This window comes from Klebsiella michiganensis (assembly GCA_000963575.1).
Classification (GTDB): Bacteria; Pseudomonadota; Gammaproteobacteria; order Enterobacterales; family Enterobacteriaceae; genus Cedecea; species Cedecea michiganensis_A.
Map to the genome: position 1 here is coordinate 4,391,875 of CP011077.1, position 26,430 is coordinate 4,418,304.

25 protein-coding genes are annotated in these 26,430 nt (G+C 54.5%); 14 read left to right on the forward strand and 11 right to left on the reverse strand.

All coding sequences use genetic code 11. The annotated features are described in order from the left end of the window. The first annotated feature begins 197 nt into the window (after positions 1-197). Together VW41_20285 and VW41_20290 are read left to right on the forward strand one after the other, a co-directional pair. Positions 198-1,049 carry a Fe-S cluster assembly protein HesB gene (locus VW41_20285; protein ID AJZ91189.1) on the forward strand — a complete coding sequence of 284 codons (852 nt, stop codon included), beginning with the start codon at positions 198-200 and terminating at the stop codon, positions 1,047-1,049. Between the two features lie 81 nt (positions 1,050-1,130). Next, the gene (locus VW41_20290; GenBank protein AJZ91190.1) at positions 1,131-2,171 is read left to right on the forward strand and encodes an L-glyceraldehyde 3-phosphate reductase; all 1,041 of its coding nucleotides are present in this window, start codon (positions 1,131-1,133) and stop codon (positions 2,169-2,171) included. A 34-nt stretch (positions 2,172-2,205) separates the two neighbouring features. On the opposite strand, the gene VW41_20295 is transcribed toward VW41_20290, so the two are convergent. Both VW41_20295 and VW41_20300 read right to left on the reverse strand, forming a co-directional pair. Continuing rightward, positions 2,206-2,703, reverse strand: coding sequence for a hypothetical protein (locus tag VW41_20295; protein AJZ91191.1), 498 nt, complete (start codon positions 2,701-2,703; stop codon positions 2,206-2,208). 86 nt (positions 2,704-2,789) lie between these two features. Continuing rightward, positions 2,790-3,293 carry an RNA helicase gene (locus tag VW41_20300; protein ID AJZ91192.1) on the reverse strand — a complete coding sequence of 168 codons (504 nt, stop codon included), beginning with the start codon at positions 3,291-3,293 and terminating at the stop codon, positions 2,790-2,792. A 93-nt stretch (positions 3,294-3,386) separates the two neighbouring features. Between VW41_20300 and VW41_20305 the strand changes: the two genes are divergently transcribed. Beyond that, positions 3,387-3,788, forward strand: a complete 402-nt coding sequence (locus VW41_20305) for a hypothetical protein (GenBank protein AJZ91193.1) — start codon at positions 3,387-3,389, stop codon at positions 3,786-3,788. Positions 3,789-3,792: 4 nt separating this feature from the next. Continuing rightward, positions 3,793-4,176: a cytoplasmic protein gene (locus VW41_20310; GenBank protein ID AJZ91194.1), complete on the forward strand. Its 384-nt coding sequence runs from the start codon at positions 3,793-3,795 to the stop codon at positions 4,174-4,176. Positions 4,177-5,043: 867 nt separating this feature from the next. Here VW41_20310 and VW41_20315 read toward each other — a convergent pair. Continuing rightward, entirely contained in the window at positions 5,044-5,469 is a 426-nt protein-coding gene (locus tag VW41_20315; protein AJZ91195.1) for a biopolymer transporter ExbD, read from the reverse strand. A 6-nt stretch (positions 5,470-5,475) separates the two neighbouring features. After that, positions 5,476-6,210, reverse strand: a complete 735-nt coding sequence (locus tag VW41_20320) for a biopolymer transporter ExbB (protein AJZ91196.1) — start codon at positions 6,208-6,210, stop codon at positions 5,476-5,478. A 254-nt stretch (positions 6,211-6,464) separates the two neighbouring features. Here VW41_20320 and VW41_20325 point away from each other — a divergent pair, with 254 nt between their 5' ends. Together VW41_20325 and VW41_20330 are read left to right on the forward strand one after the other, a co-directional pair. Further along, complete coding sequence (locus VW41_20325) at positions 6,465-7,652, forward strand: cystathionine beta-lyase (GenBank protein AJZ91197.1); 1,188 nt, start codon at positions 6,465-6,467, stop codon at positions 7,650-7,652. A 176-nt stretch (positions 7,653-7,828) separates the two neighbouring features. Then, a complete protein-coding gene (locus VW41_20330; GenBank protein ID AJZ91198.1) occupies positions 7,829-8,488 on the forward strand; it encodes a membrane protein in 660 nt (219 codons plus the stop codon). Positions 8,489-8,548: 60 nt separating this feature from the next. Here VW41_20330 and VW41_20335 read toward each other — a convergent pair whose 3' ends face one another. Further along, complete coding sequence (locus tag VW41_20335) at positions 8,549-9,436, reverse strand: AraC family transcriptional regulator (protein ID AJZ91199.1); 888 nt, start codon at positions 9,434-9,436, stop codon at positions 8,549-8,551. Between the two features lie 187 nt (positions 9,437-9,623). On the opposite strand from VW41_20335, the gene VW41_20340 reads away from it, so the two are divergent. The 6 genes from VW41_20340 to VW41_20365 all read left to right on the forward strand — a co-directional run bounded on the left by VW41_20340 (position 9,624) and on the right by VW41_20365 (position 15,776). Then, positions 9,624-10,787: an aldehyde reductase gene (locus VW41_20340; GenBank protein ID AJZ91200.1), complete on the forward strand. Its 1,164-nt coding sequence runs from the start codon at positions 9,624-9,626 to the stop codon at positions 10,785-10,787. Between the two features lie 265 nt (positions 10,788-11,052). Beyond that, the gene (dkgA, locus tag VW41_20345; protein ID AJZ91201.1) at positions 11,053-11,880 is read left to right on the forward strand and encodes a 2,5-diketo-D-gluconic acid reductase; all 828 of its coding nucleotides are present in this window, start codon (positions 11,053-11,055) and stop codon (positions 11,878-11,880) included. A gap of 226 nt (positions 11,881-12,106) precedes the next feature. Further along, entirely contained in the window at positions 12,107-12,949 is an 843-nt protein-coding gene (locus VW41_20350; GenBank protein AJZ91202.1) for a phosphonate ABC transporter ATP-binding protein, read from the forward strand. 35 nt (positions 12,950-12,984) lie between these two features. Next, entirely contained in the window at positions 12,985-13,926 is a 942-nt protein-coding gene (locus VW41_20355) for a phosphonate ABC transporter substrate-binding protein (GenBank protein AJZ91203.1), read from the forward strand. A gap of 102 nt (positions 13,927-14,028) precedes the next feature. Beyond that, positions 14,029-14,898: a phosphonate ABC transporter permease gene (locus tag VW41_20360; GenBank protein AJZ91204.1), complete on the forward strand. Its 870-nt coding sequence runs from the start codon at positions 14,029-14,031 to the stop codon at positions 14,896-14,898. After that, complete coding sequence (locus VW41_20365; GenBank protein AJZ91205.1) at positions 14,895-15,776, forward strand: phosphonate ABC transporter permease; 882 nt, start codon at positions 14,895-14,897, stop codon at positions 15,774-15,776. Before VW41_20360 ends, VW41_20365 begins: the two co-directional genes overlap by 4 nt. Positions 15,777-15,817: 41 nt before the next feature. On the opposite strand, the gene VW41_20370 is transcribed toward VW41_20365, so the two are convergent. The 6 genes from VW41_20370 to VW41_20395 form a co-directional block, all read right to left on the reverse strand. Continuing rightward, a complete protein-coding gene (locus VW41_20370; protein ID AJZ92032.1) occupies positions 15,818-16,480 on the reverse strand; it encodes an HAD family hydrolase in 663 nt (220 codons plus the stop codon). 117 nt (positions 16,481-16,597) lie between these two features. Further along, positions 16,598-18,766: a hypothetical protein gene (locus VW41_20375; GenBank protein AJZ91206.1), complete on the reverse strand. Its 2,169-nt coding sequence runs from the start codon at positions 18,764-18,766 to the stop codon at positions 16,598-16,600. A 258-nt stretch (positions 18,767-19,024) separates the two neighbouring features. Further along, positions 19,025-20,437, reverse strand: coding sequence for a cell division protein FtsI (locus VW41_20380; GenBank protein AJZ91207.1), 1,413 nt, complete (start codon positions 20,435-20,437; stop codon positions 19,025-19,027). A gap of 62 nt (positions 20,438-20,499) precedes the next feature. Next, the gene (locus tag VW41_20385) at positions 20,500-21,255 is read right to left on the reverse strand and encodes an acyl-phosphate glycerol 3-phosphate acyltransferase (protein AJZ91208.1); all 756 of its coding nucleotides are present in this window, start codon (positions 21,253-21,255) and stop codon (positions 20,500-20,502) included. A 90-nt stretch (positions 21,256-21,345) separates the two neighbouring features. Further along, positions 21,346-23,616, reverse strand: a complete 2,271-nt coding sequence (locus VW41_20390; protein AJZ91209.1) for a DNA topoisomerase IV subunit A — start codon at positions 23,614-23,616, stop codon at positions 21,346-21,348. Positions 23,617-23,763: 147 nt separating this feature from the next. After that, positions 23,764-24,165 (reverse strand): hypothetical protein, encoded by a 402-nt coding sequence (locus VW41_20395; protein ID AJZ91210.1) that lies wholly within the window; start codon positions 24,163-24,165, stop codon positions 23,764-23,766. Between the two features lie 192 nt (positions 24,166-24,357). Here VW41_20395 and VW41_20400 point away from each other — a divergent pair, with 192 nt between their 5' ends. Both VW41_20400 and VW41_20405 read left to right on the forward strand, forming a co-directional pair. After that, positions 24,358-25,020: a transcriptional regulator gene (locus VW41_20400; protein ID AJZ91211.1), complete on the forward strand. Its 663-nt coding sequence runs from the start codon at positions 24,358-24,360 to the stop codon at positions 25,018-25,020. Further along, positions 25,014-26,378: a sensor protein QseC gene (locus tag VW41_20405; protein ID AJZ91212.1), complete on the forward strand. Its 1,365-nt coding sequence runs from the start codon at positions 25,014-25,016 to the stop codon at positions 26,376-26,378. Before VW41_20400 ends, VW41_20405 begins: the two co-directional genes overlap by 7 nt. Positions 26,379-26,430 lie beyond the last annotated feature (52 nt).

Sequence of the window (26,430 nt, forward strand, 5' to 3'; positions counted from 1 at the left end):
CATTCCATTTTAAGTTGAAATAAAATAAATGTTGATTATTGTGATCAATACTTCGTTTTTATGTTAACCCGCAGAATGATGTGCAAAGACTGAGAACTCAGAGACGTTTCAGCCTCAGTCAGATTTGGTGCATCTGTTTCATTTTTGGCGGTACTACGCTTAAATACGTTTCAGCAATTACTTTTGAGGATGGCAAATTGACCACGGCAACAACCCTGAGCGAACTCCAGCAGCAGATCCGCGACCGCTACGACAGCCTGAGCAAAAGGCTGCAGCAGGTCTCCCGCTACGTGCTGGATAACACCAACAGCGTGGCATTTGATACCGTGGCCGCCATTGCCGAACGGGCGGAAGTGCCGCCCTCAACGCTTATCCGCTTTGCCAACGCTTTTGATTTCAGCGGGTTCAACGAAATGAAACAGCTATTTCGCATGAATTTGGTGGAAGAGACGGCAAGCTACACGGATCGGGCGAGGCTGTTCCGTGAGCTGGGCAGCGAAGCCGTGCCGGAAACGCCGCTGGATATTTTGCAGGAGTTTGCTCGCTCAAATGCTCAGGCGCTGCAGCAGTTGGCCGCCCGCACCGAACCAGCAATGCTGCAGCGTGCGGTTGAACTGCTGGCCGAAGCCGACACCATCTACGTTGTCGGCCTGCGCCGTTCTTTTAGCGTGGCGGCCTATCTGACCTATGCCCTGAGCCACCTGGATTGCCGCGCCGTGCTGCTGGACGGGCTTGGCGGTATGCTGCGGGAACAGGTCAACCGGGTTAAAGCGAAAGATATTGTGGTGTCGATAAGCTTCTCCCCGTATGCCGAAGAAACGCTGATGGTAAGCGAAATTGCCGCGCAGGCCGGGGCCCGCCAGATAGTGATTACGGATAGCCAAATTAGCCCGTTCGCGACGTTTAGCGACCTGTGTTTCGTGGTGAAAGAGGCGCAGGTCGATGCCTTCCGCTCGCAGTCCGCCACGCTTTGTCTGGTGCAGTCGCTGATGGTGGCGCTCGCGTATTTTCAGGGCACGCCCCACAGCGCACTTTCACCGGAGGCCTGATTTTCGGATTGCCGAATGTCTCCGTAGGGTTAAGATGAAAACAGCGTTTCAAAAAAATAACTCTTACCCCAAGGAGACACCATGTCCTACGAGGCCAGCCCGTCACGCTATCAATCTATGCAGTATCGCGCCTGCGGCCAGAGCGGCCTGCAGCTGCCCGCCCTTTCTCTCGGCCTGTGGCACAGCTTCGGCGGCGTAAGCCCGCTGGAGTCCCAGCGCGATCTGCTGCGCACCGCGTTCGATCTTGGCATTACGCATTTTGATCTGGCGAATAACTACGGGCCGCCTCCGGGTTCAGCGGAAGAAAACTTTGGCCGCCTGTTAAAGCAGGATTTCAGCGGCTACCGCGACGAACTGATTATCGCCACCAAAGCGGGGTATGACATGTGGCCAGGTCCGTATGGCTCCGGCGGCTCACGCAAATATTTGCTGGCGAGTTTGGATCAGAGTCTGAGACGCATGGGGCTGGAGTACGTCGATATCTTTTATTCCCATCGAGTGGACGAAAAAACGCCGATGGAAGAAACGGCCAGCGCGCTGGCTCACGCGGTGCAAAGCGGGAAAGCGCTTTATGTCGGTATTTCCTCTTACTCCTCCGAAAGAACACAAAAAATGGCCGATCTGCTGCGAGAATGGAAAATCCCGCTGCTTATTCACCAGCCCTCCTACAACCTGTTAAACCGCTGGGTAGATAAAAGCGGTCTGCTGGACACCCTGCAGCAAAACGGCAGCGGCTGCATCGCTTTTACCCCGCTCGCCCAGGGTCTGCTGACCGGCAAATACCTGAACGGTATTCCTGAAGGTTCGAGGATGCAGGTTGAAGGCAATAAAATTCGCGGGCTGAATGAAAAGATGCTGACCGAAGCTAACCTCAGCAGCCTGCGCTTGCTCAACGAGATGGCACAGCAGCGCGGCCAGACGATGGCGCAAATGGCGCTAAGCTGGCTGCTGAAAGACCAGCGGGTCACCTCAGTGCTCATCGGCGCGAGCCGGCCGGAGCAGCTTCAAGAGAACGTAAAAGCGCTGGATAATATGAACTTTACGGCAGAAGAGCTGGAGAGAATTGACCGCCACGTTGCGGATGGCGAACTGAATTTGTGGCAGGCGTCGTCGGATAAATAAAAGCAAAAGCCCCAGTTAAACAGGGGCTTAGTATTTAATACTTTGCGCTACGGGAGAGCTTATCGAGATAGCCCATCACAAATGCCGACAGCACAAACGTCAGGTGGATGATCACATACCACATCAGTTTGTTGTCCGGCACGTTTTTAGCGTCCATAAAAATACGCAGCAGATGGATGGAGGAGATGGCCACGATCGATGCCGCGACTTTATTCTTCAGTGAACCGGAGTCCATTTTCCCCAGCCAGCTCAGCTTCTCTTTACCTTCGTAAATATCCAGCGTCGAGACAAAGTTCTCATAGCCGGAAAACATCACCATCACCAACAGGCCACCTACCAGCGCCATATCCACCAGCGAGAGCAGCGTCAGAATTAAGTCGGCTTCCGCAATAGAGAAGATATTCGGGAGAACGTGAATGATCTCCTGGAAAAACTTCACCGTCAGCGCCAGCAGAGCCAGAGATAACCCGAAGTAAACCGGGGCCAGAAGCCAGCGCGAGGCGTACATCGCATTCTCAATAAAACGTTCCATAATGTCCTGTCTGGAAATATCAAAAGGCCGTCATTATAGCGAATTTCGGCGTTTAAGCATGGGCTCCAGGCACAGAATTGCAAGGCTCACACGTTGTTCAGGTCGATCTCCGGCCGCTGGTACTGCGGCCACACCAGCGCCACCAGTTCGGGATAAGCGTCGCGGCTAAACTCATTAAAACACTGGCGCAGGTTCAGTACTTCAATATCCGATAACGGCACCTGCTCTCCCTCGGCACAGCGTTTTTTGATATTGTCATAATATTTATATACTGCCGAATTTAAATCACTGCAGCGGCGCTGGGCGCTAAATAAAACCGGCTGAGAAGTCAGTTCGTCGATACGCATTTTTTTAATTGTGGCGTGAGTGAAATCAATATACTCACTGTTAATACGCCAATAATAGCTGGGCGTAATTTTTGACATCAACATGCCGAAATAATCTTCACGCTCTTCGCTAGAGGTGATGGGTTGTATTTCACCCGGAGCACGATTCTTTTTATTATTTGAGGCGCTAAATTCTTTGCGCATAACCAACACCGCGCATAACAAAATCAAAATTGTGACAATAGAATAAAATATGCTGTGCATAAGAAACTCCTGTTTTTTTTATTTTAGAATTGAGGCATCATATCGCGAATCTCTGAACCTGAATATTGAACCGATATCAAAGGATCACATTCGATGCTGCCTGAACACTTCTTACCACGGCGCTATCCTGTTGTTGCACCTTCAACGCTCCCTGCAGAAGCTGAAAATAGTACCACGCCGGAAGTCGTTCAGGATAAGATTTTAACGCTGGAAAAAAACATCCTGAGCGGTAGTCATTACGCCGGGCAGGCCAAAAATCGCCTGCTTGAAGAAACCGATCGCCATATTAAAGAACGCCTGCTGTGCGCGGTCCGGATAGAGGCGTTACACGCCCTGATTGGCGAACTGGTTGAAAAAGAACTTATTAGCGCCGCCGACTTACAGATGCTTATCGAAGACAAAACCGCCTGGGTGAGTAGCAAGGAACAGGAAATTTGGGTTAATCAAATGACCCAGGAAAAACCCTGGCCATTATGTTATTCAATTGAGGAGTAGTGCTGTGGCAGAACCTATAAAAAAACAACCAGTGCTAATTAGCCCTGATGAAAATAAAGACCATGAATTTACGTTAAGTAAAAATATAGCTATTCTGATTCGCCTTAAAAATGAAAATATCACCCGTAATACGCAGGAAATCACGGATATTACTTCGGCACTCATCGACCTGAAATGGATGAACCGTCGTGAAATTTTCCCGTGGCGCGCCAAAGAAGAAGTGTATGGTGCCGTGCTGGAGGAGATCCTCAGCCATCACCCGAAGCTTAAAGAGCAAATTATTAAGCGGCTGGAAGGGCATTATCAGCGCCTGAAAGAGCAAGAGGCCCAGACGTTGTCGATGACCCGTGGCCTGGCGGAAAAGACGTGGAAGAGTTCTACGCTGTGAGTGAGGTTGGCCTCTCCCCCTGGCCCTCTCCCAAGTGGGGCGAGGGAATTTAAAGAGTAATAAAATTTAACGGTTTCTCTCTTTGCCTGTCTGTTAGTCACAAATACGCTCTATGAAGGTTCAGCTAAGGTTCCGTTCACTTTCAGTTCTGTTTTACATGCCATCACCGAACCGGTGAACGACTCGGGGAAGTCACCGTCACTCCCCCGAGACCCCGGACTCCCGGCCAAATAAATCGACCGCTAAAGCGGCAGACCTCCGTTTTATCTCCCAGTCCTGGGTCGGCTGAGACGCGTTCCCGACGCTCTCAGCCTCCGGCCGTTCCCGACGCCCGGCCCCTGACCAGTCGGAGAGAAAACGGAGGCGATTTAAGCCGGAACCGTGCCTCGCTTTAAACACGCAGCAATTCTGAAAGTCACAGTCGCTTCCTACCCTCACCCTCTCCCTGGAAGGGAGAGGGAATAAACAATGTTTCCCATAGCTGTTGTTTTCTCCCTCGCCCCTTTGGGGAGAGGGCTGGGGTGAGGGGAAGATTTGTTCCCGGCTCTCATCGCCCCCGGTTATGACCCAACTCAGGCGGGGTTGAGCTGCCGGGAGCAGCGAAAGAGAGCGATCGTCGGGAACGAATCGCGAACGACCCCGACTGTTTGGGTGATGGCCGGTGGGTTTACCGCTTCAGCGGCGATGAGCTTGCCGGGCGCCGGGGCTGTTCGGGGGATGGCGTTATCCCCCGGACACGTTCACCGTGCTCTGAACGTATAGGGAAAACCGATCTACGGGTGAACGGAATAACTACGGAGAGAATAAAGTTGAGTCGTTTTAACCCTCTCCCAAGAGGAAGAGGGCCGGGATGAGAGTCAGCCCCTCTTACTTCGCTGTAGTGACTTCCTGGCCAACAAGGCCAATCTTCAGATACCCTGCCTGGTGCAGTGTATCCATTACGTCCATCAGCGTTTCGTAGTCCACCGTTTTGTCCGCGCGGAAGAAAATAGTGGTGTCTTTTTTCCCTTCGGTTGCAGCAATCAGCGCGTTGACCATCGACTCTTTGCTTACCGGGTCATTACCGATAAACATCGAATGGTCAGCTTTTACCGACAGGTAAACCGGCTTCTCAGGGCGTGGCTGGGGTTCACTGCTGGAGGCCGGAAGGTTAACCTTCACGTCCACCGTTGCCAGCGGCGCCGCCACCATGAAGATGATCAGCAGAACCAACATAACGTCGATAAACGGCGTAACGTTGATTTCGTGCATTTCACCATTGTCATCGAGGTTTTCGTTCAGACGCATCGCCATGGGGCATTAACCTACTCGCAGTTGCTGGGTATTACGCACCGGACGCGGTTGAGCGGTGCCATCCAGGTCCAGGTCGCGGCTTTGTAGCAGCAGGATCTGAGCGGCAACATCGCTGAGGGTCGCTTTGTAGCTGCCTATCATACGCGCGAAGATGTTATAGATTACTACCGCCGGGATTGCGGCAACCAGGCCAATTGCCGTCGCCAGCAGGGCTTCTGCAATGCCCGGCGCAACCACAGCCAGGTTAGTGGTCTGGGACTGAGCAATACCGATGAAGCTGTTCATGATGCCCCAAACGGTACCAAACAGGCCGACAAACGGCGAAATCGCACCGATGGTGGCCAGGAAGCCGTTACCACGGCCCATGTGACGCCCAACGGCGGCCACGCGGCGCTCAAGGCGGAAACCGGTACGATCTTTAATGCCTTCGTTATCTTCAACGCCGGCAGAAAGCTCCAGTTCGTTCTGGGCTTCATTGATTAACAGCGCGCTGAGGCTTTTGCTGTCAAACGCTTCGGCGGTGCTGCTCGCTTCATTCAGGGAGCGCACGTTAGCCAGCTGCTGCTGCTCTCGCTTGAGGCGACGTTTCTGGGTAATGAGCTCCACGCTCTTACTGAAAAAGATAGCCCAGGTGACAACAGAGGCCAGAATCAGGCCAATCATCACAATCTTCACTACGATGTCAGCATGTTGGTACATACCCCAAACGGACAGATCCGTCTGCATCAGGTTACTCGTCACGTCTTACGCTCCAGCGAGAAATAAATGTCAAAACTGAGACTAATATATCAAAAAACTATCGAATTGATAGTCGTTCTCATTAGTATTTACAGACTGCCGGAAATTGTTGAAGCATTCCTTGCGCTTACGCAGGAAAAGCCACGCCCTGGCGAAATGATGACTTTTTTAGCCAACCTGAAAAAACGCCATGATGCCCTTTGCGCATTTTGTGTTAATTTACGTCCAGACATCCAGATGGTTAAACGGGGCAGGAAATGGCGGAAAAACACATCGAAACGGCGCTGGTCAACGCCGGGCGCAGCAAGAAGTTTACTCAGGGTTCGGTTAACAGCGTTATCCAGCGCGCCTCTTCCCTCGTCTTTGAAAGCGTTGAGGCCAAAAAGCAGGCCACCGCTAATCGCGCTAAGGGCGAGCTGTTCTATGGCCGCCGCGGCACCCTGACCCATTTCTCGTTGCAGGAAGCGATGTGTGAACTGGAAGGCGGCGCGGGCTGTGCCCTCTTCCCCTGTGGAGCCGCTGCGGTGGCCAATACGATTCTGGCCTTTGTCGAACAGGGCGATCACGTTCTGGTGACCGAAACGGCCTATGAGCCAACGCAGGACTTCTGTACCAAAATTCTTTCAAAGCTCGGGGTCAGCACAGGTTGGTTCGCACCAGGAATTGGCGCCGGCATTGCCGACCTGATTCAACCGAACACGAAAGTCGTTTTTCTGGAATCCCCCGGTTCCATTACGATGGAAGTCCACGATATCCCGGCCATTGTCACGGCGGTAAGGCGCGTTGCACCTGACGCTATCATCATGATCGACAATACCTGGGCGGCTGGCGTGCTGTTTAAGGCACTAGAGTTTGGCATCGACATCTCAATTCAGGCGGGAACCAAATATTTAATTGGCCATTCGGATGCGATGGTCGGCACCGCGGTATCTAATGCCCGATGTTGGGATCAGCTGCGCGAGAACGCCTATCTGATGGGGCAAATGCTGGATGCAGACACCGCCTATATGACCAGCCGCGGTATTCGCACATTGGGTGTACGCCTGCGCCAGCACCATGAGAGCAGCTTGAAAGTGGCCGAATGGCTGGCAAAGCATCCTCAGGTAGAAAGAGTGAATCACCCGGCGCTTCCGGGCAGTAAAGGGCATGAATTCTGGAAACGTGATTTTACAGGCAGCAGCGGGCTGTTCTCGTTTGTGCTGAAAAAACGGCTCAGCGATGAAGAGTATGAACAGTACCTCAATCATTTCGAGTATTTCAGCATGGCCTATTCCTGGGGCGGCTATGAATCGCTTATTCTCGCTAATCAGCCTGAGGAGTTGGCGGAGATCCGCCCGGCAGGCGGCGTCGACTTTAGCGGCACCCTGGTTCGCCTTCACATTGGCCTGGAAAACGTGGACGATCTGATTGCCGATCTGGAAGCAGGTTTCCAGCGTATTGCCTAAAAATTCCGTTTACAGGTAACCGTGGAACGCTTTTTTGCCATTATCGGTATTTTGTTGAGCCTGGGATCAAGGTGTCGCGAACATTTTAGCAGTACAATGTGTAGAAATTAAGGTGAGCCTAAGTTGCGGGTGCAATACTCAGGGCGAACTCAATAAGCGGTTCCACAGGAATACCTATGGCTGTTATACAAAATATTGTCGAGGCGCTTTGGCATCACGATTTTGCCGCGCTGGCCGACCCCCATGTGATTGGCATTGTCTATTGCGTCATGTTTGCAACGCTGTTTCTGGAAAATGGACTGCTTCCCGCTTCCTTTCTGCCGGGCGATAGCCTGCTGCTGCTGGCGGGGGCGCTTATCGCCAAAGGTGTGATGGGGTTTGTGCCGACGCTGGTGATCTTAACCATCGCCGCCAGTCTGGGCTGCTGGCTTAGCTATTTACAAGGGCGCTGGCTCGGCAATACCCGCACGGTGAAGGGCTGGCTTAAGCAGTTGCCAACCCAGTACCACCAGCGCGCCACGCAAATGTTTGACCGCCACGGACTGCTGGCGCTGCTCGCGGGTCGCTTCCTGGCGTTTGTGCGTACTCTTCTGCCTACCATGGCGGGTATTTCTGGCCTCAGTAACCGTCGTTTTCAGTTCTTTAACTGGCTGAGCGGCCTGCTATGGGTCGGCGTTGTGATTAGCCTTGGCTACGCACTCAGCATGATCCCCTTTGTGAAGCGCCATGAAGATCAGGTGATGACCTTCCTGATGATTTTGCCGGTTGCCCTGCTGGTTGTTGGGCTCGTCGGCACGTTGTTTGTGGTACTGAAAAAAAAGGTTAGCGCCGCCTAATCACGCCTGCTGCAGAAAGAGCGGATAAGCCCGGCTTATTCGCTCTTCGCTTTCACGCCATTAGATAACCCGCATCCGCGCCATATCTTCCCCCGGCGTCACGCCAAAATACCGCTTAAACTCCCGGCTAAACTGAGAAGCGCTCTCGTAGCCCACGCGAATAGCCGCCGCGCTTGCCTTCATCCCGTCGTGCAGCATGAGCATTCTTGCCTTATGCAGACGGTAAGTTTTCAGATATTGCAGCGGCGAAGTGCTGGTCACCGACTTAAAGTTATGATGGAAAGCTGAAACGCTCATGTTGGCCTCGGCCGCCAGCTGATCCACCGACAGGTTTTCGGTGTACTGATTTTCAATTCGGCGCAGCACCCGGCTTATCAGACTAAAATGAGTCTGACGACTTACCAGCGCCAGTAGCGCCCCGCCGCTAGGCCCCGTCAGGACGTGATAGAGGATCTCGCGGATAATCTGCTTGCCCAGCACCCGGGCATCAAGAGGACGGTCTAACACGTCCAGTAACCGCTCTGCAGCGCAAAGAATTTCTTCCGACAGTTCGGCAGAGTTTATCCCGTCAGTACAGGACTGCGGGCGGAAGAGATCGTCTTCACCGATGTCCATCAACAGATCCTGAAGCTGTTGGATATCCACCTTCACGCGCATCCCGGCGAGCGGGACATCGGCCGTCGCAAAGGTCTCGCACTCAAAGGGCAAGGGCACCGTCAGGAGCAGGTATTCGTTGGCGTCATAGCGGAACACGCGGTCATTGAGATAACCCGTTTTATGACCCGAAAAGAGAAAAACAATGCCCGGCTCATACATGACCGGGGTACGCGCCATCGGTTTGGTGCCGTACATCAGCCGTACGCCATCAAAAAATACATCACTCTTTTCTTTTAAAATCAGCTGATTGATTTTATCCGTCAGCTGCTGGCAGATAGCCTGGCGGTTCATTACTTACGTCTCCACGGCGCTTTTTATCCGGCTTACAGTGTGCGATGGATTCTGCGATTTCTCCAGTCGTTTGGAGAAACAGGCAAGATAAAGGCAGGAATATGCATTGAGAGAGGCAGGGTGGCGGACCACAATAAGCGCCATCAGATTTAGCAATGTGACTCATCTAACGAACGGGAAACCCATCATGAATAACTTCAATCTTCATACCCCAACCCGCATCCTGTTTGGTAAAGGCTCCCTGGCAGACTTGCGTGACCAGATCCCAGCGGATGCTCGCGTACTGATTACCTACGGCGGCGGCAGCGTGATTAAAACTGGCGTACTGGGCCAGGTTAAAGATGCGCTGAAAGGCCTCGACGTGCTGGAGTTTGGCGGCATCGAACCTAACCCGTCCTATGAAACGCTGATGAAAGCCGTAGACATTGCGCGTAAAGAAAACGTGACTTTCCTGCTGGCAGTCGGCGGTGGCTCCGTACTCGACGGGACTAAATTCATCGCTGCAGCGGCGCATTATCCGCAGGATATCGATCCGTGGAACATTCTGCTGACCCGCGGTAACGACGTAAAAAGCGCAATCCCAATGGGTTCCGTGCTGACGCTGCCTGCAACCGGCTCAGAGTCTAACAAAGGTGCGGTAGTTTCCCGCCGCTCAACCGGCGACAAACAGGCGTTTATGTCTGACTTCGTTCAGCCTGTATTTGCGGTTCTGGATCCGGTTTACACCTACACCCTGCCGCCTAAGCAGGTTGCTAACGGCGTGGTGGATGCCTTTGTTCACACCATCGAGCAGTACCTGACTTACCCGGTTAACGCCAAAGTTCAGGACCGTTTTGCTGAAGGCATTCTGCTGACGCTGATCGAAGATGGCCCGAAAGCGCTGAAAGATCCGGAAAACTATGACGTGCGTGCGAACGTGATGTGGGCTGCAACGATGGCGCTGAATGGTCTGATCGGGGCTGGCGTGCCGCAGGACTGGGCGACCCATATGCTGGGCCACGAACTGACTGCGATGCATGGCCTGGATCATGCCCAAACGCTGGCGGTGGTTCTGCCTTCTCTGATGAATGAAAAACGCAACGAGAAGCGGGCCAAACTGCTGCAATACGCCGAGCGCGTCTGGAACATCACCTCCGGCAGCGAAGAAGAGCGTATTGATGCGGCTATCGAAGCGACCCGCAATTTCTTCGAAAAAATGGGTACCGCGACTCGCCTGTCCGCCTACGGCCTGGACGGCAGCTCCATCCCTGCTCTGCTGGTGAAACTGGAAGAAAAAGGCATGACTAAGCTGGGTGAACATCAGGACATCACGCTGGACGTTAGCCGTCGCATTTACGAAGCGGCTCGCTAAGAGAATCCAGGTTGGCGCTTTAGTTGCCTGAGTTTCGACTAGACTTAATACAAATCTTACACCGGGCTTGCCCGGTGTTTCGTTCTCTAACACAACTCAGGCAAACAGAAAAACGCCCTTTCGTACCCGGAAATGAACCCGGAAAATCAATCCGTTGATTTTCGGCTGCTAACCACAAAGCGGGGAAAACCACGCTTTTCTCCGCTTTGTCCGTCATTTGACACCGGGCTTGCCCGGTGTTTTTCGCACTATTAAGGAGATACGCATGACTCATCCAACCTTAATTAAACTCCAGGATGGCAAAGTGATGCCGCAGCTTGGGCTCGGCGTCTGGCAGGCCAGTAACGCCGAGGTCAGGACAGCCATTGAGAAAGCGCTGGAGGTGGGGTACCGCTCCATTGACACCGCCGCCGCCTACAAAAACGAGGACGGCGTGGGCGACGCGCTGAAAAGCTCAGGCGTTGCCCGTGACGACCTGTTTATTACCACCAAGCTCTGGAACAGCGACCAGCAACGCCCGCGTCAGGCGCTGGAAGACAGCCTTGAGAAGCTGCAGCTCGACTTTGTCGATCTCTACCTGCTGCACTGGCCGGTGCCGAGCAAAGACCATTATCTTGAAGCCTGGAAAGGACTGATTGAGCTGCAAAAAGAGGGTCTGGCGAAAAGTATCGGGGTGTGTAACTTCAATATTAATCACCTCCAGCGGCTGATCGACGAAACCGGCGTTAGCCCGGTAATCAACCAGATTGAGCTGCATCCTCTGCTGCAGCAGCGCCAGCTTCACGCCTGGAACGCAACCCATAAGATCCAGACGGAGTCCTGGAGCCCGCTGGCGCAGGGCGGTGAAGGCGTGTTTGATCAGAAAATCATTCGTGATTTAGCGGACAAATACGGTAAAACCCCGGCTCAGGTCGTGATTCGCTGGCACCTCGATAGCGGACTGGTCGTTATCCCTAAATCGGTCACGCCCGCCCGTATTGCTGAAAACTTTGACGTGTTCGACTTCCGTCTGGACAAAGAAGAGCTGGCTGAGATTGCGAAGCTCGACAGCGGCAAACGCCTTGGGCCAGACCCGGACGTGTTTGTCGGCTAAGCCCGGCTTCTCTTTTCTGCCCCAAACCACCCGTCGCCTTAACCGGCCGGGTGGTTTTTTTATTTCCTGCACATCCCCCGCCCCAGCGGTTTCTACGTGTAACACATCAGTATGATCGCCGAGTGAATTTTCTCGGCGTTCATTATTTGTTCTTTTATCCGTAATCAAAAAGTCACACAACACCACTATAAATAGGGCCAGCTTCGCTAACTCATTTGGAATGGTTATGAACAGATCCCATGCCGTAGTTACCAACTCTGACCTGGAGTCGTTGCCGCAGTTTGCGTCAGCTCCGGGACGAAAAGTCTTGAGCGTTAAGAGCCTGAGTAAGGCCTATAACTCGCACCAGACCGTGCTGCACGACATCAACTTCGACCTGCATGCCGGTGAGTTGGTGGGCGTGATTGGCCGTTCAGGCGCGGGCAAATCCACGCTGCTGCATATCCTTAACGGTACGCATTCTGCCACGTCGGGCGAGATCCTCAGCTTTCCGGAAGTCGGGATGCCGCACGATGTGTCTAAACTCAGCGGTCGCGCTCTGAACCAGTGGCGCACCGAATGCGGCATGATCTTCCAGGACTTCTGCCTGGTCCCCAGACTGGACGTGCTGACTAACGTGCTGCTGGGGCGTCTGAGCCAGACCTCCACGCTGAAATCCCTGTTTAAAGTCTTCTCTGAGTCAGACCGCGCCCGCGCGATTTCACTTCTGGAGTGGATGAACATGTTGCCCCATGCCCTGCAGCGCGCCGAGAACCTATCCGGCGGCCAGATGCAGCGCGTAGCCATTTGCCGCGCGCTGATGCAAAACCCAAGCATTCTGCTGGCCGATGAGCCGGTAGCCTCCCTCGACCCGAAAAATACCCAACGCATCATGAAAGTGCTGCGTGAAGTGTGTGAGCAAGGCATCAGCGTGATGGTGAACCTGCATTCCATCGAACTGGTGAAGGAGTACTGCACCCGCGTTATCGGGGTTGCAAAAGGAAATATCGTGTTTGACGGTCATCCGTCGATGTTAACGGACGACGTGCTGCATCTTTTGTACGGCGATGAAATCAATCAAGTGCATTAATTCTCTCTCCAATTGATACAACACAGGCAATGATAATGAAAAAGCAACTGACTGGCGCATTACGTTTATCTGCAGTGATTACTGGCCTTGTGATTGCAGGCCACGCTATGGCTGCTGACCAGCCGCGCGAACTGAACCTCGGGATCCTCGGCGGGCAGAATGCGACCCAGCAAATTGGTGATAACCAGTGTGTGAAGCAGTTCATGGATAAAGAACTGAATGTCGACACTAAACTGCGTAACTCTTCTGACTACTCTGGCGTTATTCAGGGCCTGATCGGCGGTAAAGTCGACCTGGTGCTGAGCATGTCCCCTTCTTCCTACGCTTCGGTGTACATGAACGACCCGAAAGCGGTGGATATCGTTGGCATCGCGGTTGACGATAAAGATCAGTCCCGCGGCTACCGCTCTGTGGTGATCGTGAAAGCCGACAGCCCGTACAAAACCATCGAAGATCTGAAAGGGAAATCCTTCGGCTTCGCAGATCCAGACTCCACCTCTGGCTACCTGATCCCTAACCACGAGTTCAAACAGAAACTCGGCGGCAACGCGGATAACAAGTACAACAACTTCTTCTCCAGCATTACCTTCTCCGGTGGCCACGAACAGGACATCCTGGGCGTGCTGAACGGCCAGTTTGCTGGCGCGGTGACCTGGGCTTCAATGGTTGGCGACTATAACGACGGTTACACCGCCGGGGCGTTCAACCGCCTGATCCGCATGGATCATCCTGACCTGATGAAGCAGATCCGCATCATCTGGACTTCGCCACTGATCCCGAACGGCCCGATCCTGGTCAGCAACAAGCTGCCAGCTGACTTTAAGGCCAAAGTGGTTGATGCGGTGAAAAAACTGGATAAAGAAGATCACGGCTGCTTCGTGAAGGCGATGGGCGGCACCCAGCACATCGGCCCGGCTTCGGTGGCTGACTTCCAGCAGATCATCGACATGAAGCGTGAGCTGGTTAGCGCTCGCTAATTGCTGCACGCCGCATAAAAAATCGCACCCTGGCAGGCTGCCTGGGTGCTTTTTTATCAGGACGGGGCAACCCGTCACCGGAAACAAACCGGATAATAAGTGATGATGTTGAATACGGAATTTGAACGTTACTATCACCAGGTCAGAATGCGCCAAAAGCGCGACACGCTGATTTGGTCCTTGCTGCTGGTAGGCCTGTATCTTACCGCCGGTCATATCGCTGAGTTCAGCCTGACCACCATCTGGCAATCGCTGCCCAACTTCCTCGACTACATGTTTGAAACCCTGCCGACGCTGCACCTCCCGGTTCTGCTGGCCGACGTTCATACCAAAGGTTCGCTGGCCTATTGGGGATATCGCCTGCCTATCCAGCTCCCGCTGATTTGGGAAACTCTGCAGCTGGCGCTGGCTTCGACGTTGGTTTCGACCTGTATTGCAGCCGTACTGGCGTTTCTCGCCGCCGGCAATACCTGGACGCCGCCCGTTGTGCGCTTCGGCGTTCGCGCCTCGGTCGCTTTCCTGAGAACCATGCCAGAACTGGCGTGGGCGGTTATGTTCGTGATGGCCTTCGGGATCGGGGCTATTCCGGGGTTTCTGGCGCTTGCGCTACATACTATCGGCAGCCTGACCAAGCTGTTTTATGAAGCTATCGAAAGCGCGTCCGACAAACCTGTGCGCGGCCTGGTGGCCTGCGGTGCCACACCACTTCAGCGCGTGCGCTTCGCCCTGTGGCCACAGGTGAAACCTATCTTCCTGTCCTACAGCTTTATGCGCTTTGAGATTAACTTCCGCTCCTCCACCATTCTCGGCCTCGTTGGCGCAGGCGGGATCGGCCAGGAGCTGATGACCAACATTAAACTCGATCGCTACGATCAGGTCAGCATCACCCTGCTGCTGATTATTGTGGTGGTTTCTATCCTCGATGTCCTGTCCGGCAGGCTGCGCCGCTGGGTTCTGGAGGGGAAAAAATGAGTATTTCACAGGCAACACCGGATATCGCTAAAAGCCGTGAGCAGCACCGTGAACTTTATCGGATGCAGGGGCGCTATTTGCGCCACATCGGGCTTCTGGCCGTAGCCATTCTCGGCTACTACGTTTGGTTCTTCTTCACTTTCGGCATCGACTCCGGGCAAATCCTTGCCGGCATGACTCAGCTTGGGCGCTATTTCCTGCGCATGTTTGTCTGGCATGACTTTGTTAACTGGCCGTTCGCCTATTACTTCTCGCAAATCGCCATTACGCTCGCCATTGTTTTTGCCGGGACGCTCACCGCCACGGTGCTGGCGCTGCTGCTGTCGTTCTTTGCCGCCCGCAATATTATGCAGGGCCCGGTGGCAAGAATCATTGCGCTGCTGGTGCGCCGCCTGTTTGACCTGCTGCGCGGCATTGATATGGCGATTTGGGGGCTGATATTTGTGCGTGCCGTGGGGCTTGGCCCGCTGGCAGGCGTGCTGGCAATTATCATGCAGGATACCGGCTTACTGGGCAGGCTGTATGCCGAGGGGCACGAAGCGGTAGAGCGCTCTCCGAGTCGGGGATTAACCGCCGTGGGTGCGGCGGGAATTCAGAAGCACCGCTTCGGGATTTTCACCCAATCTTTCCCGACATTTCTCTCCCTCAGCCTGTATCAGATTGAATCTAACACCCGCTCGGCGGCGGTGCTGGGCTTTGTCGGGGCCGGCGGCGTGGGCCTGGTGTATGCAGAAAACATGCGGCTGTGGAACTGGGATGTAGTGATGTTTATTACTTTGATCCTGGTCTGCGTGGTGATGGCGATGGATACTATTTCTGCCTGGCTTCGCCGCCGCTATATCACCGGGAAACCGGTGCCGCTGTATTCTCCGCAATAACCTCTGATCCGGGGCACGGTTTTCTCCATGCCCCGGTTCCGCTATAAAGACCAGCTCAGCGTTTGCCAGCCGTAGCGCGCGCCCTGAGCGGCAAGCTTCTGGCAAGGGTTCACCATCAGCACTCTGTCGGCCTCAAGGCAAAGCGGTAAGTCATTGATAGAGTCGGTATAAAACGTCAGTTCCCCGCTGTACTCCGGGTTCACCTGTAACCAGTCCTTCAGACGGGTGATTTTACCTGCCTGATAGCTCGGTACGCCGCTTATCACGCTGGTGTAGGCATTATTACCCGTCACCAGGTCGATACCGATGGCGTGTTCAATGCCCAGCCGTGGCGCAATGGCCTTCACCAGCAGACTAACGGACGCAGAGATAATCATCATCTGCTGACCCTGGGCGCGTAATTGCGCAATCAGGCGCTTCGCCTCAGGGTAAACCAGCGGCAGAACATCAGTTTCTACACAGCGGGCCACCAGCGTATCAACATCGGGAATTGTCATACCTGCCAGCGGGGCCAGCGTCACGCCAACGTATTCGTGAATGTTCATTTCACCACGCTGATAGTCGAGCATCAGCTTGTGCTCTTTGGCAAGATAATCAGGATCTTTTATCAGCCCTTCGCGGGAAAGAAAGCGGCTCCAGAGGGTGCTGCAATCGGCGTCTATCAGGGTGTGGTCGAGGTCAAAAACGTACAGCGGGTTAGACATGTTCATTTCTCATTTCAGCAAAGAGGCCGCCGGGCAGCTTAACACCGGACCCGGCGGACAGGGATTCCCACTTCTCTTTGTCGCAGAAAAAAATGACAGCGGCATGAAGGCACGCCGTTACTTCACATGCGGCTTCCTCTTTCCTGCTGCTGCCGGACGGCGCTGGTGCGCAAGCGGGGTATGCTTCGTCAGCGCCGGGCGGGCGTGACGCGCATTCCTGCGGGCTTCACGCATCTCCTCAAGGGTCGGGGAAGGCACCAGGCATTCACGTCTGCCGCCGATTAAGTGTTTTTTACCCATAGCCTCCAGCGCCTCGCGAATCAGCGGCCAGTTAGCCGGATCGTGATAGCGCAGCAGAGCCTTATGGAGACGGCGCTGGCGGTCACCGCGAGGCACGACGATGTCCTCGCTTTTATAGCTCACCTTGCTCAACGGATTTTTGCCGGTGTAATACATGGTGGTGGAGTTAGCCAGCGGCGACGGATAGAAGTTCTGTACCTGATCGAGGCGGAATCGGTGCTGCTTCAGCCACAGGGCAAGATTCACCATATCCTCATCACGCGTCCCCGGATGCGCGGAGATAAAGTATGGGATCAGATACTGCTCTTTGCCAGCTTGCTTCGAATAGGTATCAAACAGCTCTTTAAAGCGGTGATAGCTGCCCATCCCCGGTTTCATCATCTTCGACAGCGGCCCTTCTTCGGTATGTTCCGGGGCAATTTTCAGGTAACCGCCTACGTGATGAGTAGCCAGCTCTTTGATATAGCGCGGATCGGCCACCGCCAGATCGTAACGTACGCCAGAGGCGATTAAGATCTTTTTCACCCCCTGAAGATCGCGCGCACGACGATAGAGATCGATGGTCGGCTGATGGTTAGTGTCCATATGCTGGCAAATTTCCGGGTAAACGCACGACAGGCGGCGGCAGGTTTGCTCGGCGCGCGGCGATTTACAGCGCAGCATATACATATTGGCCGTTGGCCCACCGAGATCGGATACCACGCCGGTAAAACCCGGCACGCTGTCGCGCATGGCTTCAATCTCGCTGATGATTGAGTCCTCTGAACGGCTCTGAATAATGCGGCCTTCGTGTTCGGTGATAGAGCAGAAAGAGCAGCCGCCAAAACAGCCTCGCATAATATTCACCGAGAAGCGGATCATCTCATAGGCCGGAATGCGGGCCTTGCCGTAGGAAGGATGAGGCACACGCTGGTAAGGGAGCGCAAACACGCTGTCCATCTCTTCGGTAGAAAGCGGAATAGCCGGCGGGTTGATCCAGATATAGCGATCGCCGTGCTTTTGCATCAGCGCCCGCGCGCAGCCGGGGTTGGTTTCATGGTGCAGGATCCGCGAAGCGTGGGCATACATCACCTTATCGGCCTTCACCTTCTCAAAAGACGGCAGCAGAACATAAGTCTTCTCCCATGGCTTAGGCCGCGGCGGCTGCACGGTAACGCTTTTAGCTTCACTCACCTTTTGATCTTTCGGTTGATTGCCGTCGGCGCAGGGGAGATCGTCCCCGTAAGGATGCGGAATAGGATCGATTTTTCCTGGCGTATCCAGCCGGGTGGAGTCTACGCCTGCCCAGCCGGGCATCGCCTCTTTGCGCATGATGGCGGTATTACGCACGTCGCAAATGTCAGCGATCCCTTCTCCATTCGCCAGACGATGTGCCACTTCCACCAGCGGGCGCTCGCCATTGCCGAAAATCAGCATATCCGCTTTAGCGTCCACCAGAATCGAGCGGCGCACGGTATCCGACCAGTAGTCATAATGCGCGGTACGGCGCAAGCTGGCCTCAATGCCGCCGAGGATCACCGGCACATCACGCCACGCCTCTTTACAGCGCTGGGTATAGACCAGAGAAGCACGATCGGGGCGCTTGCCGGCGACATTATCCGGCGTGTAGGCGTCATCGTGGCGCAGTTTACGGTCTGCCGTATAGCGATTAATCATCGAGTCCATGTTCCCGGCGGTCACACCGAAGAACAAGTTCGGCTTGCCGAGGCGCATAAAGTCCTGCTTAGAAGACCAGTCCGGCTGGGAAATAATACCCACCCGGAAGCCCTGTGCCTCCAGCATGCGGCCACAAATGGCCATCCCAAAGCTGGGGTGGTCAACGTAAGCATCGCCGGTGACCAGAATGATGTCGCAGCTGTCCCAGCCGAGTTCATCCATCTCCGAACGGGACATGGGTAAAAACGGGGCCGGACCAAAACAGGCGGCCCAGTATTGTGGCCACGAAAAGAGTTCACGATCCGGCTGGATCAGGCTTTTGACGCTCATAGGAATTCCGAAAAGATGAGGTAGAAATGAACAAAAGGACGGCGATTATACGCCGATTAGGACTGCTTTTTGAAGGGATATTCTGGAGTTTTATGCCCCTCACCCCGGCCCTCTCCCCAAAGGGGCGAGGGGGAGAGAATCGGTCAGGCTATCCCCTCGCCTTGCAGCAATAAGGAAATGAGCAGCAGGACAAAACGTAATTAATCGTCGGGCTATCCCCTCTCCCTTGTAGGGAGAGGGTTAGGGTGAGGGTAAAAACTACGGCGCTGGCTGAACCAATAGCTGGCCTATCGAACCGCGATCGGCAAGCTCCAGCGTCTGGCTGGAATAGAGGAATGGGAAATGCTCCCAGGACGGCTGCCCAAAGTAGACCAGCAGCTCAACCTGCCCGTCGATCCACACGGTATCCTTCCAGCCGCGGTCTTCCCCGAAGGGGGAAGCGCCGTTGACGTTGCGCACCAGGAAACTGACACCCTCAATATGGAAAGACTGCGGGGTGTCCGCGCGCACCGTCCAGCGCTCCCAAGTACCCTGCTGAGTCTGAATATCAATCCGCTTCATATCCCACAGCTGGCCGTTAATCCCCGGATCGTCACCGAGGGTGATTTCACGGCTGCGCGTTGGGTTACCGCCAATAATCTCTTCCGGCAGCAGGCGCATTGGCAGCGTGTCGGTCACCAGCGGCAACAGCCCGGTAGGCCGCAGCGTTAACACCAGCGTGGAGATCAAAATACTCGACGGTTCAAAGAAACCACGAATGCGATCCATGATCCCGGCCGCTTCACCGGCGGTAATCGAGACCTCTTTGCCTTCGGTCATGTCGATAAGAATTTCCCGCCGCTCCCCTGGCGCCAGCGACAGCTGCTTGACCGAAACCGGTGCCGGCAGGAACCCCTGATCGCTGGAAATCACCGCGATAGAGCGACCATCGCTCATTTGCAGCTGGTAGCGCCGCGAGTTTGAAGCGTTCAACAAACGCAGACGCACCCAGCCTCGGGAAACCTCAACGTACGGGCTTTGCACCCCATTCACCAGCAGCGTATCGCCAACAAAACCGCCGCTGCCCGGCTCCTGGTACTCTGGTGCACCGAAGTTATCGAGCCGCTTGTCCTGGATGATGATCGGGAAGTCGTCCACGCCGTAATGGTTAGGGATCGGCAGAGACTTACTCACCTCATCTTCAATCAACCACATTCCTGCCAGGCCGTTGTAAACCTGCCTGGCAGTGCGGTTTGGCGTATTGGCGTGATACCACAGCGTGGCGGCTCGCTGGCGAATAGGTAAGACAGGCGCCCAGTCTACGTTGGGTGACATCATACGCGCGGCCCCGCCAATCAGCGGACCCGGCACCTGAAGGCCAGCAATCGTCATCGCAACATTTTCCTGCAGACGGTTGCTGTAAATCATCTTCACGTCATCCCCGCTCCAGACGCGAATGGTTGGCCCCATATAGCGCCCGTTAAAGCCCCAAACGGGCGCCTTCGTGCCGCCGGTGAATGACCAGTGAGCCCGCTGCAGCGTCAGGAATAACGGCTGGCCACGGCGAGATTCAAGCAGAGGGGGGACCGGTAAAGGTTGCTGCTGCCCTGCCGCGTTTGCCCTCAGCGGCACCGAGCCGGCACAAAGCGCAACTCCGGATGCCTGAATAAACTGACGCCGACTGAGTGACATAATTGCTCCATGTAAAACTGAATAACGAAAGGCGGTACAAACCATACCGCCACAGGCGGGGTTTAACTCGCCTGATTCTTTTCAATTTTGCCGGCAGCTTCACGCGCGGCAACTTCTTGATTGAGTTCGTCGATTTTGGCCATCATCAGTTCACGACAGTCAGTGGCCAGCTTACGCACCTGATCTTTTCCATAAGCGCTGGTATCAAGAGGCGGCAGCATTTCGACAATCACTAAACCGTTGTTCCAGCGGTTTAGCTTAATTTTATTACTGGTATTGGAAACGCACACCGGAATAATTGGCACCCCGGCGGCAATCGCCGCATGAAACGCGCCGGTTTTAAACGGCAGCAGGCCACGACCACGGCTGCGGGTCCCTTCCGGGAACATCCAGATAGAAACATTACGCTTACGAATCTGCTCTACAACCTGAGAGATAGTACCGTGAGCCTTTGCACGGTTATCCCTGTCAATCAACAGGTTGCCCGTCAGCCAGTAAAGCTGACCAAAGAACGGGATCCATACCAGGCTTTTTTTCCCGACCGTGACCGTCGGCGGCTGCACGATATTTGCGGCGGTGACCATATCGTAGTTGTTCTGATGGTTGCCGATGTATATCGCGGTGGGGTGGTTTTCTGCCCCGGCAGGTAAGCGGGTTTCAACCTTAAGACCAAATACCGGCGCCAGACGCCCGAAAAGGTGCCCAAAGGTTGCCACATGACGCGGATTACGCGGGCTAAACAGACAATAAATTGAACCAAAGATGCATACCAGGATGCAGTAAATAACGACAATAATAAAACGTACAATCGCTAGCATAACTACCTCATGAGCCGAAGCCGTTGATTAGTATATCGGCTTTAGCGTAAAACACACCGGACGGCGGCAACGTTGCCGCCGTGCCCCGGATTATTCTTCGCTGTCTCCAGCCCCAGCCCGCATAGGGGAATCGACATCTACGCGGTCGATGCGCTGCAGACCTCGCATCAGCGTCCCACGACGACCTCGCTCACCGGTAATTTTCTGCAGTTCTTCAGGACGCAGCTTAATTTTACGCTTCCCGACATGCACCGTCAGCGTGCTTTGCGGCGGCAGGATAAACAGATGTGCCAGCTTATCTTCACCTTTCGCCGCTTCGGCTGCCGGGATAGAGATTATTTTATTGCCCTTGCCTTTCGACAGCTCCGGCAAGTCACTCACCGGGAACATCAGCATGCGCCCGGCAGCGGTGATAGCCAATAGCATGTCGTCTGCGCTATGGATTTCCAGCGGAGGGAGAACGCGTGCGTTATCCGGAAGGGAAATCAACGTCTTACCAGCACGGTTACGTGAAACGACATCGTTAAAGGTACAGACGAAGCCATAGCCCGCATCAGACGCCATCAGCAACTTCTGATCGTCTGCGGCCATAAGAACATAGTCTACCGTCGCGCCCGGCGGCGGGGTCAACTTGCCGGTCAAAGGTTCACCCTGGCCACGCGCTGACGGCAGAGTGATGGGATCCAGCGCATAGCTTCGACCGGTGGAATCGATGAACGCCACGGGTTGATTACTCTTACCTTTGGCTGAGCCAAGGTAGCTGTCACCGGCTTTGTAACTCAGGCCCGGCGCATCAATATCGTGGCCTTTTGCGCTACGCACCCAGCCCATTTGCGACAGCACAATGGTAACCGGTTCAGACGGCACCATGTCATGCTCGCTCATCGCCTTCGCTTCGCCGCGCTCGTGCAGTGGAGAGCGACGGTCGTCACCGTAGGTATCGGCGTCGGACTGCAGCTCTTTTTTCAACAGCGAGTTCATTTTACGCTCGGAAGCGAGAATGCCCTGCAGCTGATCGCGCTCTTTTTCCAGCTCATTCTGCTCGCCGCGGATCTTCATTTCTTCCAGTTTGGCGAGGTGACGCAGCTTCAGCTCAAGGATCGCTTCGGCCTGAGTTTCGCTGATATCAAAGCGAGACATCAGCACCGGCTTCGGCTCATCCTCACTACGAATGATGTGGATCACTTCGTCAATGTTGAGGAACGCCACCAGCAAACCTTCAAGGATATGCAGGCGTTTAAGCACTTTTTCCAGACGGTAGTTCAGGCGGCGGCGCACCGTGTCACGACGGTAAACCAGCCACTCGCTGAGGATCTCCAGCAGGTTTTTCACCGCCGGGCGACCGTCCAGGCCAATCATATTCAGGTTAACGCGGTAGCTTTTTTCCAGATCGGTTGTGGCGAACAGATGGTTCATTACCTGCTCAACGTCCACGCGATTAGAGCGAGGCACAATCACCAGCCGGGTCGGGTTTTCATGATCCGACTCGTCGCGCAGGTCTTCCACCATCGGCAGCTTTTTAGCACGCATCTGGCTGGCAATCTGCTCCAGCACACGAGCGCCAGATACCTGGTGCGGCAGAGCGGTAATCACAACGTCACCGTCTTCTTTCCGCCACACAGCACGCATGCGGATGGAGCCGCGCCCGTTCTGGTAAATTTTGCGGATATCTTCACGCGGCGTAATGATCTCCGCCTCGGTGGGATAGTCCGGGCCGTGAACGATATCCAGCAGGCTGTCCAGCGTCGTTTTTGGCTGGTCAATCAGCGTGATGGCGGCCTGGGCAACTTCACGCAAATTATGCGGAGGAATGTCGGTCGCCATCCCGACCGCAATGCCGGTGGTGCCGTTAAGCAGAATGTTTGGCAAACGCGCAGGCAGCATTTTGGGCTCCTGCAGCGTTCCGTCAAAGTTCGGGATGTAATCTACCGTGCCCTGCCCAAGTTCGCTCAGCAGCAGCTCCGCGTACTTCGACAGACGAGACTCGGTGTAACGCATTGCCGCAAAGGACTTAGGATCGTCCGGCGCACCCCAGTTCCCCTGCCCGTCTACCAGCGGATAACGGTAAGAGAACGGCTGCGCCATCAGTACCATCGCTTCATAGCAGGCGCTGTCGCCGTGCGGATGGTATTTACCCAGCACATCACCCACGGTACGGGCAGATTTTTTGAATTTCGCGCTGGCATTTAGCCCCAGCTCAGACATCGCATATACAATTCGACGCTGAACCGGCTTAAGCCCGTCGCCGATAAACGGCAGGGCGCGGTCCATGATGACGTACATGGAATAGTTGAGATACGCATTTTCCGTGAATTCGTGCAGCGCAAGACGCTCAGCACCATCATGAGTCAAATCACTCATTGCTCATTCATCCTCAAACTGACGAACCGATTGTGGCCACAATCGGCGTAATTGCCGCCGATAGTACCTTATCTGGCCTGTTGAGGCATAGCGATGAATAGCTTTATACGAAGCGGCAGCCCAGATGGGCAAGCCGCATTTTAGGCGTTACTTCAGTTTGTTAATTTGCTTTACGTCGATTTCAATCGAGTTCCAGTCTTTGTCCACTTTGCCCTGAATTTCCACGGTGTCCTGCGGGGTGACCGTTTGGCCGTTCCAGCGCTTATGGTCGATGTCTACGTTGATGCTGTCGGTTGCATCGCGGAAAATGTAATCATCGCCACCGATACGCTGCTCTATTTTACCGGTCAGCGTCACCCAGGTGTCATCAGATAAGGTTTTGGCCTGTTTTACCGTGGTTTTACTTCCCGTCGGCCCGACGAAGCCGCCTTGCTGTACCGGCTGGGTTTGTACAGAGGCATTAGGGTCAACAAACCCGCCTGTCTGCGCAGCAAAAAGAGGGGCTGAGGTTAAAGCAATAATGGCGAATAAAACGGCTGTCTTTTTCATAATGTTATTCTCCTTTCGTTTCTTAACCCCTATTAAAGCGCCCAAATCTTAGCGGGATCTTAATCCCCGGCGCTGAAACTATTTTTTATTGTGTATTTGCGGCCCTTGCCGAAGGCACAGGCTTTTCTTCTGTACACGAAAAGAGTTCGGGTATTTACTGCACGTCTTAACGGCAGCCACAAGGAGTGCGCCATGCGCCTGTTACTTATTGAGGATGACCCGCTGATTGGCGACGGCATTAAGGCCGGACTGATCAAGATGGGGTTTGCGGTTGACTGGTTTAGCGATGGGGCTCAGGGGCAAGCCGCACTTGGCCAGGCACCTTACGACGCCGTAGTGCTTGATCTCAGCCTCCCGGGCATGGATGGCCTGGACATTCTGCGAACGTGGCGGAAAGAAGGTTACAGCGAGCCGGTATTGATACTGACGGCCAGAGACACGATCGACGAACGCATTGAGGGGCTGCAACTAGGTGCGGACGACTATCTTTGTAAGCCGTTTGCGCTTACCGAAGTGGCGGTTCGGTTGCAGGTACTTATCCGTCGGGCACACGGTCACGCGCAGCCTGAACTGACCCACGGTAACGTCGTGCTTTCTCCGGCAAATCTCACCGCCACCCTCAATGGCGAGCCCCTGCAGCTAAAGCCTAAGGAATTCGCTCTTCTGGAGCTACTGATGCGGAACACAGGGCGCGTTCTGCCACGCACCCTGATCGAGGAAAAAATCTATAACTGGGATGATGAAGTCTCGCGCAACGCCCTTGAAGTTCACATCCACCATCTTCGTAAAAAACTGGGCAGCGGCTTCATTCGCACCGTTCACGGCATCGGCTATACGTTGGGTGACACATGCTAAGAACATTGGCCAAAAGCCTACGCACGCGCCTGACCGTCGGCTTTATCGTGCTTACCCTTGCAGCCGCGGCCTTTGCCAGTACCGCCGCGTGGTACGAAGCCCGAAAATCACTCAACAAGCTCTTCGACACGCAACAACTGCTTTTCGCTAAGCGGCTAAGCGTGCTGGATTTCGATGCCGCAAACAACGCCGAGGCACAGCTTCCGCGCAGTAAAAACATACTGAAAAAACATCGGGGTAAGCTCGATGATGACACATTAGCCTTCGCCATTTTTACCGCAGAGGGCAAGCTCGTGCTCAATGACGGCGACAGCGGTAAAGGCCTGACCTATTCATGGCACAGGGACGGATTTGCTGACGCGCAACTTGAGGATGACGACGATCAATGGCGGCTGGTGTGGCTGACAACGCCTGACGGGCGTTTTCGCATCGTGGTCGGTCAGGAGTGGGACTACAGGGACGATATGGCCCTGGATGTCGTTTCTGCTCAGCTCACGCCCTGGCTAATCGTGCTGCCACTGATGTTGGCGCTGCTGATTTGGTTAGTTGGCTCGGAACTGGCACCGCTGCGTAAACTCGCGCAAAAACTACAGCACCGCCCTCCGGGCGACAACAGCAGGCTGGCAACACAGCCGCTTCCACTGGAAGTCAGGCCGCTGGTGGAAGCGCTAAATCAGCTTTTTGAGCGCACGGAAGCGTTTATGCAGCGTGAAAGGCGCTTTACGTCCGATGCCGCACACGAACTCCGTACCCCGCTTGCAGCCCTGAAGGTACAGGCAGAGGTGGCTCAACTGGCCGAAGATGATGCTCAGGTCAGACAGCAAGCCCTGAACCATCTGCATCACGGAATCGACCGCGCTTCCCGTCTTGTTGAACAGCTGCTTACGCTTTCCCGCCTGGACTCTCTGGCCGAACTTAATGATGTGCAAGCCGTCTCCCTACAGACGCTACTTCAAGAAAGCGTAATGGAAGCCTGGCACGGCGCCCAGCGAGAACACATTGATATTCGTCTGCAAATGCTGGAGAAACCTGTGATTCAGCGTGCTCAGCCACTTCTGCTGGGGTTGATGCTACGCAACATCCTCGATAACGCGGTCCGCTACAGCCCCGCAGGCAGCGTTGTGAACGTCATGCTAAACGAACATGATCTCGAGGTTATCGACAATGGGCCAGGCGTAAACACTGAATATCTTGCCTCTTTAGGTGAACGCTTCTTTCGCCCGCCGGGGCAGCTAAAAACCGGCAGCGGACTGGGGTTATCTATCGTCAGTCGGATTGCAACCTTGCACGGTATGCAGGCTACTTTTGACAACGCAGAAAGCGGCGGTTTTAGGGTTCGCATTCGTTGGAACGGATAGATCTCAGCCTGATTATTGCTGGTATAGCAAAAGTCTTTGCACATTTTGGCCG

Excerpts from the sequence above, each read along its gene's own strand:
- VW41_20290 (AJZ91190.1), top strand. The coding sequence starts at position 1,131 with ATGTCCTACGAGGCCAGCCCGTCACGCTATCAATCTATGCAGTATCGC.
- VW41_20295 (AJZ91191.1), bottom strand. The coding sequence starts at position 2,703 with ATGGAACGTTTTATTGAGAATGCGATGTACGCCTCGCGCTGGCTTCTG.
- VW41_20300 (AJZ91192.1), bottom strand. The coding sequence starts at position 3,293 with ATGCACAGCATATTTTATTCTATTGTCACAATTTTGATTTTGTTATGC.
- VW41_20305 (AJZ91193.1), top strand. The coding sequence starts at position 3,387 with ATGCTGCCTGAACACTTCTTACCACGGCGCTATCCTGTTGTTGCACCT.
- VW41_20315 (AJZ91195.1), bottom strand. The coding sequence starts at position 5,469 with ATGGCGATGCGTCTGAACGAAAACCTCGATGACAATGGTGAAATGCAC.
- VW41_20325 (AJZ91197.1), top strand. The coding sequence starts at position 6,465 with ATGGCGGAAAAACACATCGAAACGGCGCTGGTCAACGCCGGGCGCAGC.
- VW41_20330 (AJZ91198.1), top strand. The coding sequence starts at position 7,829 with ATGGCTGTTATACAAAATATTGTCGAGGCGCTTTGGCATCACGATTTT.
- VW41_20335 (AJZ91199.1), bottom strand. The coding sequence starts at position 9,436 with ATGAACCGCCAGGCTATCTGCCAGCAGCTGACGGATAAAATCAATCAG.
- VW41_20340 (AJZ91200.1), top strand. The coding sequence starts at position 9,624 with ATGAATAACTTCAATCTTCATACCCCAACCCGCATCCTGTTTGGTAAA.
- dkgA (AJZ91201.1), top strand. The coding sequence starts at position 11,053 with ATGACTCATCCAACCTTAATTAAACTCCAGGATGGCAAAGTGATGCCG.
- VW41_20350 (AJZ91202.1), top strand. The coding sequence starts at position 12,107 with ATGAACAGATCCCATGCCGTAGTTACCAACTCTGACCTGGAGTCGTTG.
- VW41_20355 (AJZ91203.1), top strand. The coding sequence starts at position 12,985 with ATGAAAAAGCAACTGACTGGCGCATTACGTTTATCTGCAGTGATTACT.
- VW41_20360 (AJZ91204.1), top strand. The coding sequence starts at position 14,029 with ATGATGTTGAATACGGAATTTGAACGTTACTATCACCAGGTCAGAATG.
- VW41_20365 (AJZ91205.1), top strand. The coding sequence starts at position 14,895 with ATGAGTATTTCACAGGCAACACCGGATATCGCTAAAAGCCGTGAGCAG.
- VW41_20370 (AJZ92032.1), bottom strand. The coding sequence starts at position 16,480 with ATGTCTAACCCGCTGTACGTTTTTGACCTCGACCACACCCTGATAGAC.
- VW41_20375 (AJZ91206.1), bottom strand. The coding sequence starts at position 18,766 with ATGAGCGTCAAAAGCCTGATCCAGCCGGATCGTGAACTCTTTTCGTGG.
- VW41_20380 (AJZ91207.1), bottom strand. The coding sequence starts at position 20,437 with ATGTCACTCAGTCGGCGTCAGTTTATTCAGGCATCCGGAGTTGCGCTT.
- VW41_20385 (AJZ91208.1), bottom strand. The coding sequence starts at position 21,255 with ATGCTAGCGATTGTACGTTTTATTATTGTCGTTATTTACTGCATCCTG.
- VW41_20390 (AJZ91209.1), bottom strand. The coding sequence starts at position 23,616 with ATGAGTGATTTGACTCATGATGGTGCTGAGCGTCTTGCGCTGCACGAA.
- VW41_20395 (AJZ91210.1), bottom strand. The coding sequence starts at position 24,165 with ATGAAAAAGACAGCCGTTTTATTCGCCATTATTGCTTTAACCTCAGCC.
- VW41_20400 (AJZ91211.1), top strand. The coding sequence starts at position 24,358 with ATGCGCCTGTTACTTATTGAGGATGACCCGCTGATTGGCGACGGCATT.
- VW41_20405 (AJZ91212.1), top strand. The coding sequence starts at position 25,014 with ATGCTAAGAACATTGGCCAAAAGCCTACGCACGCGCCTGACCGTCGGC.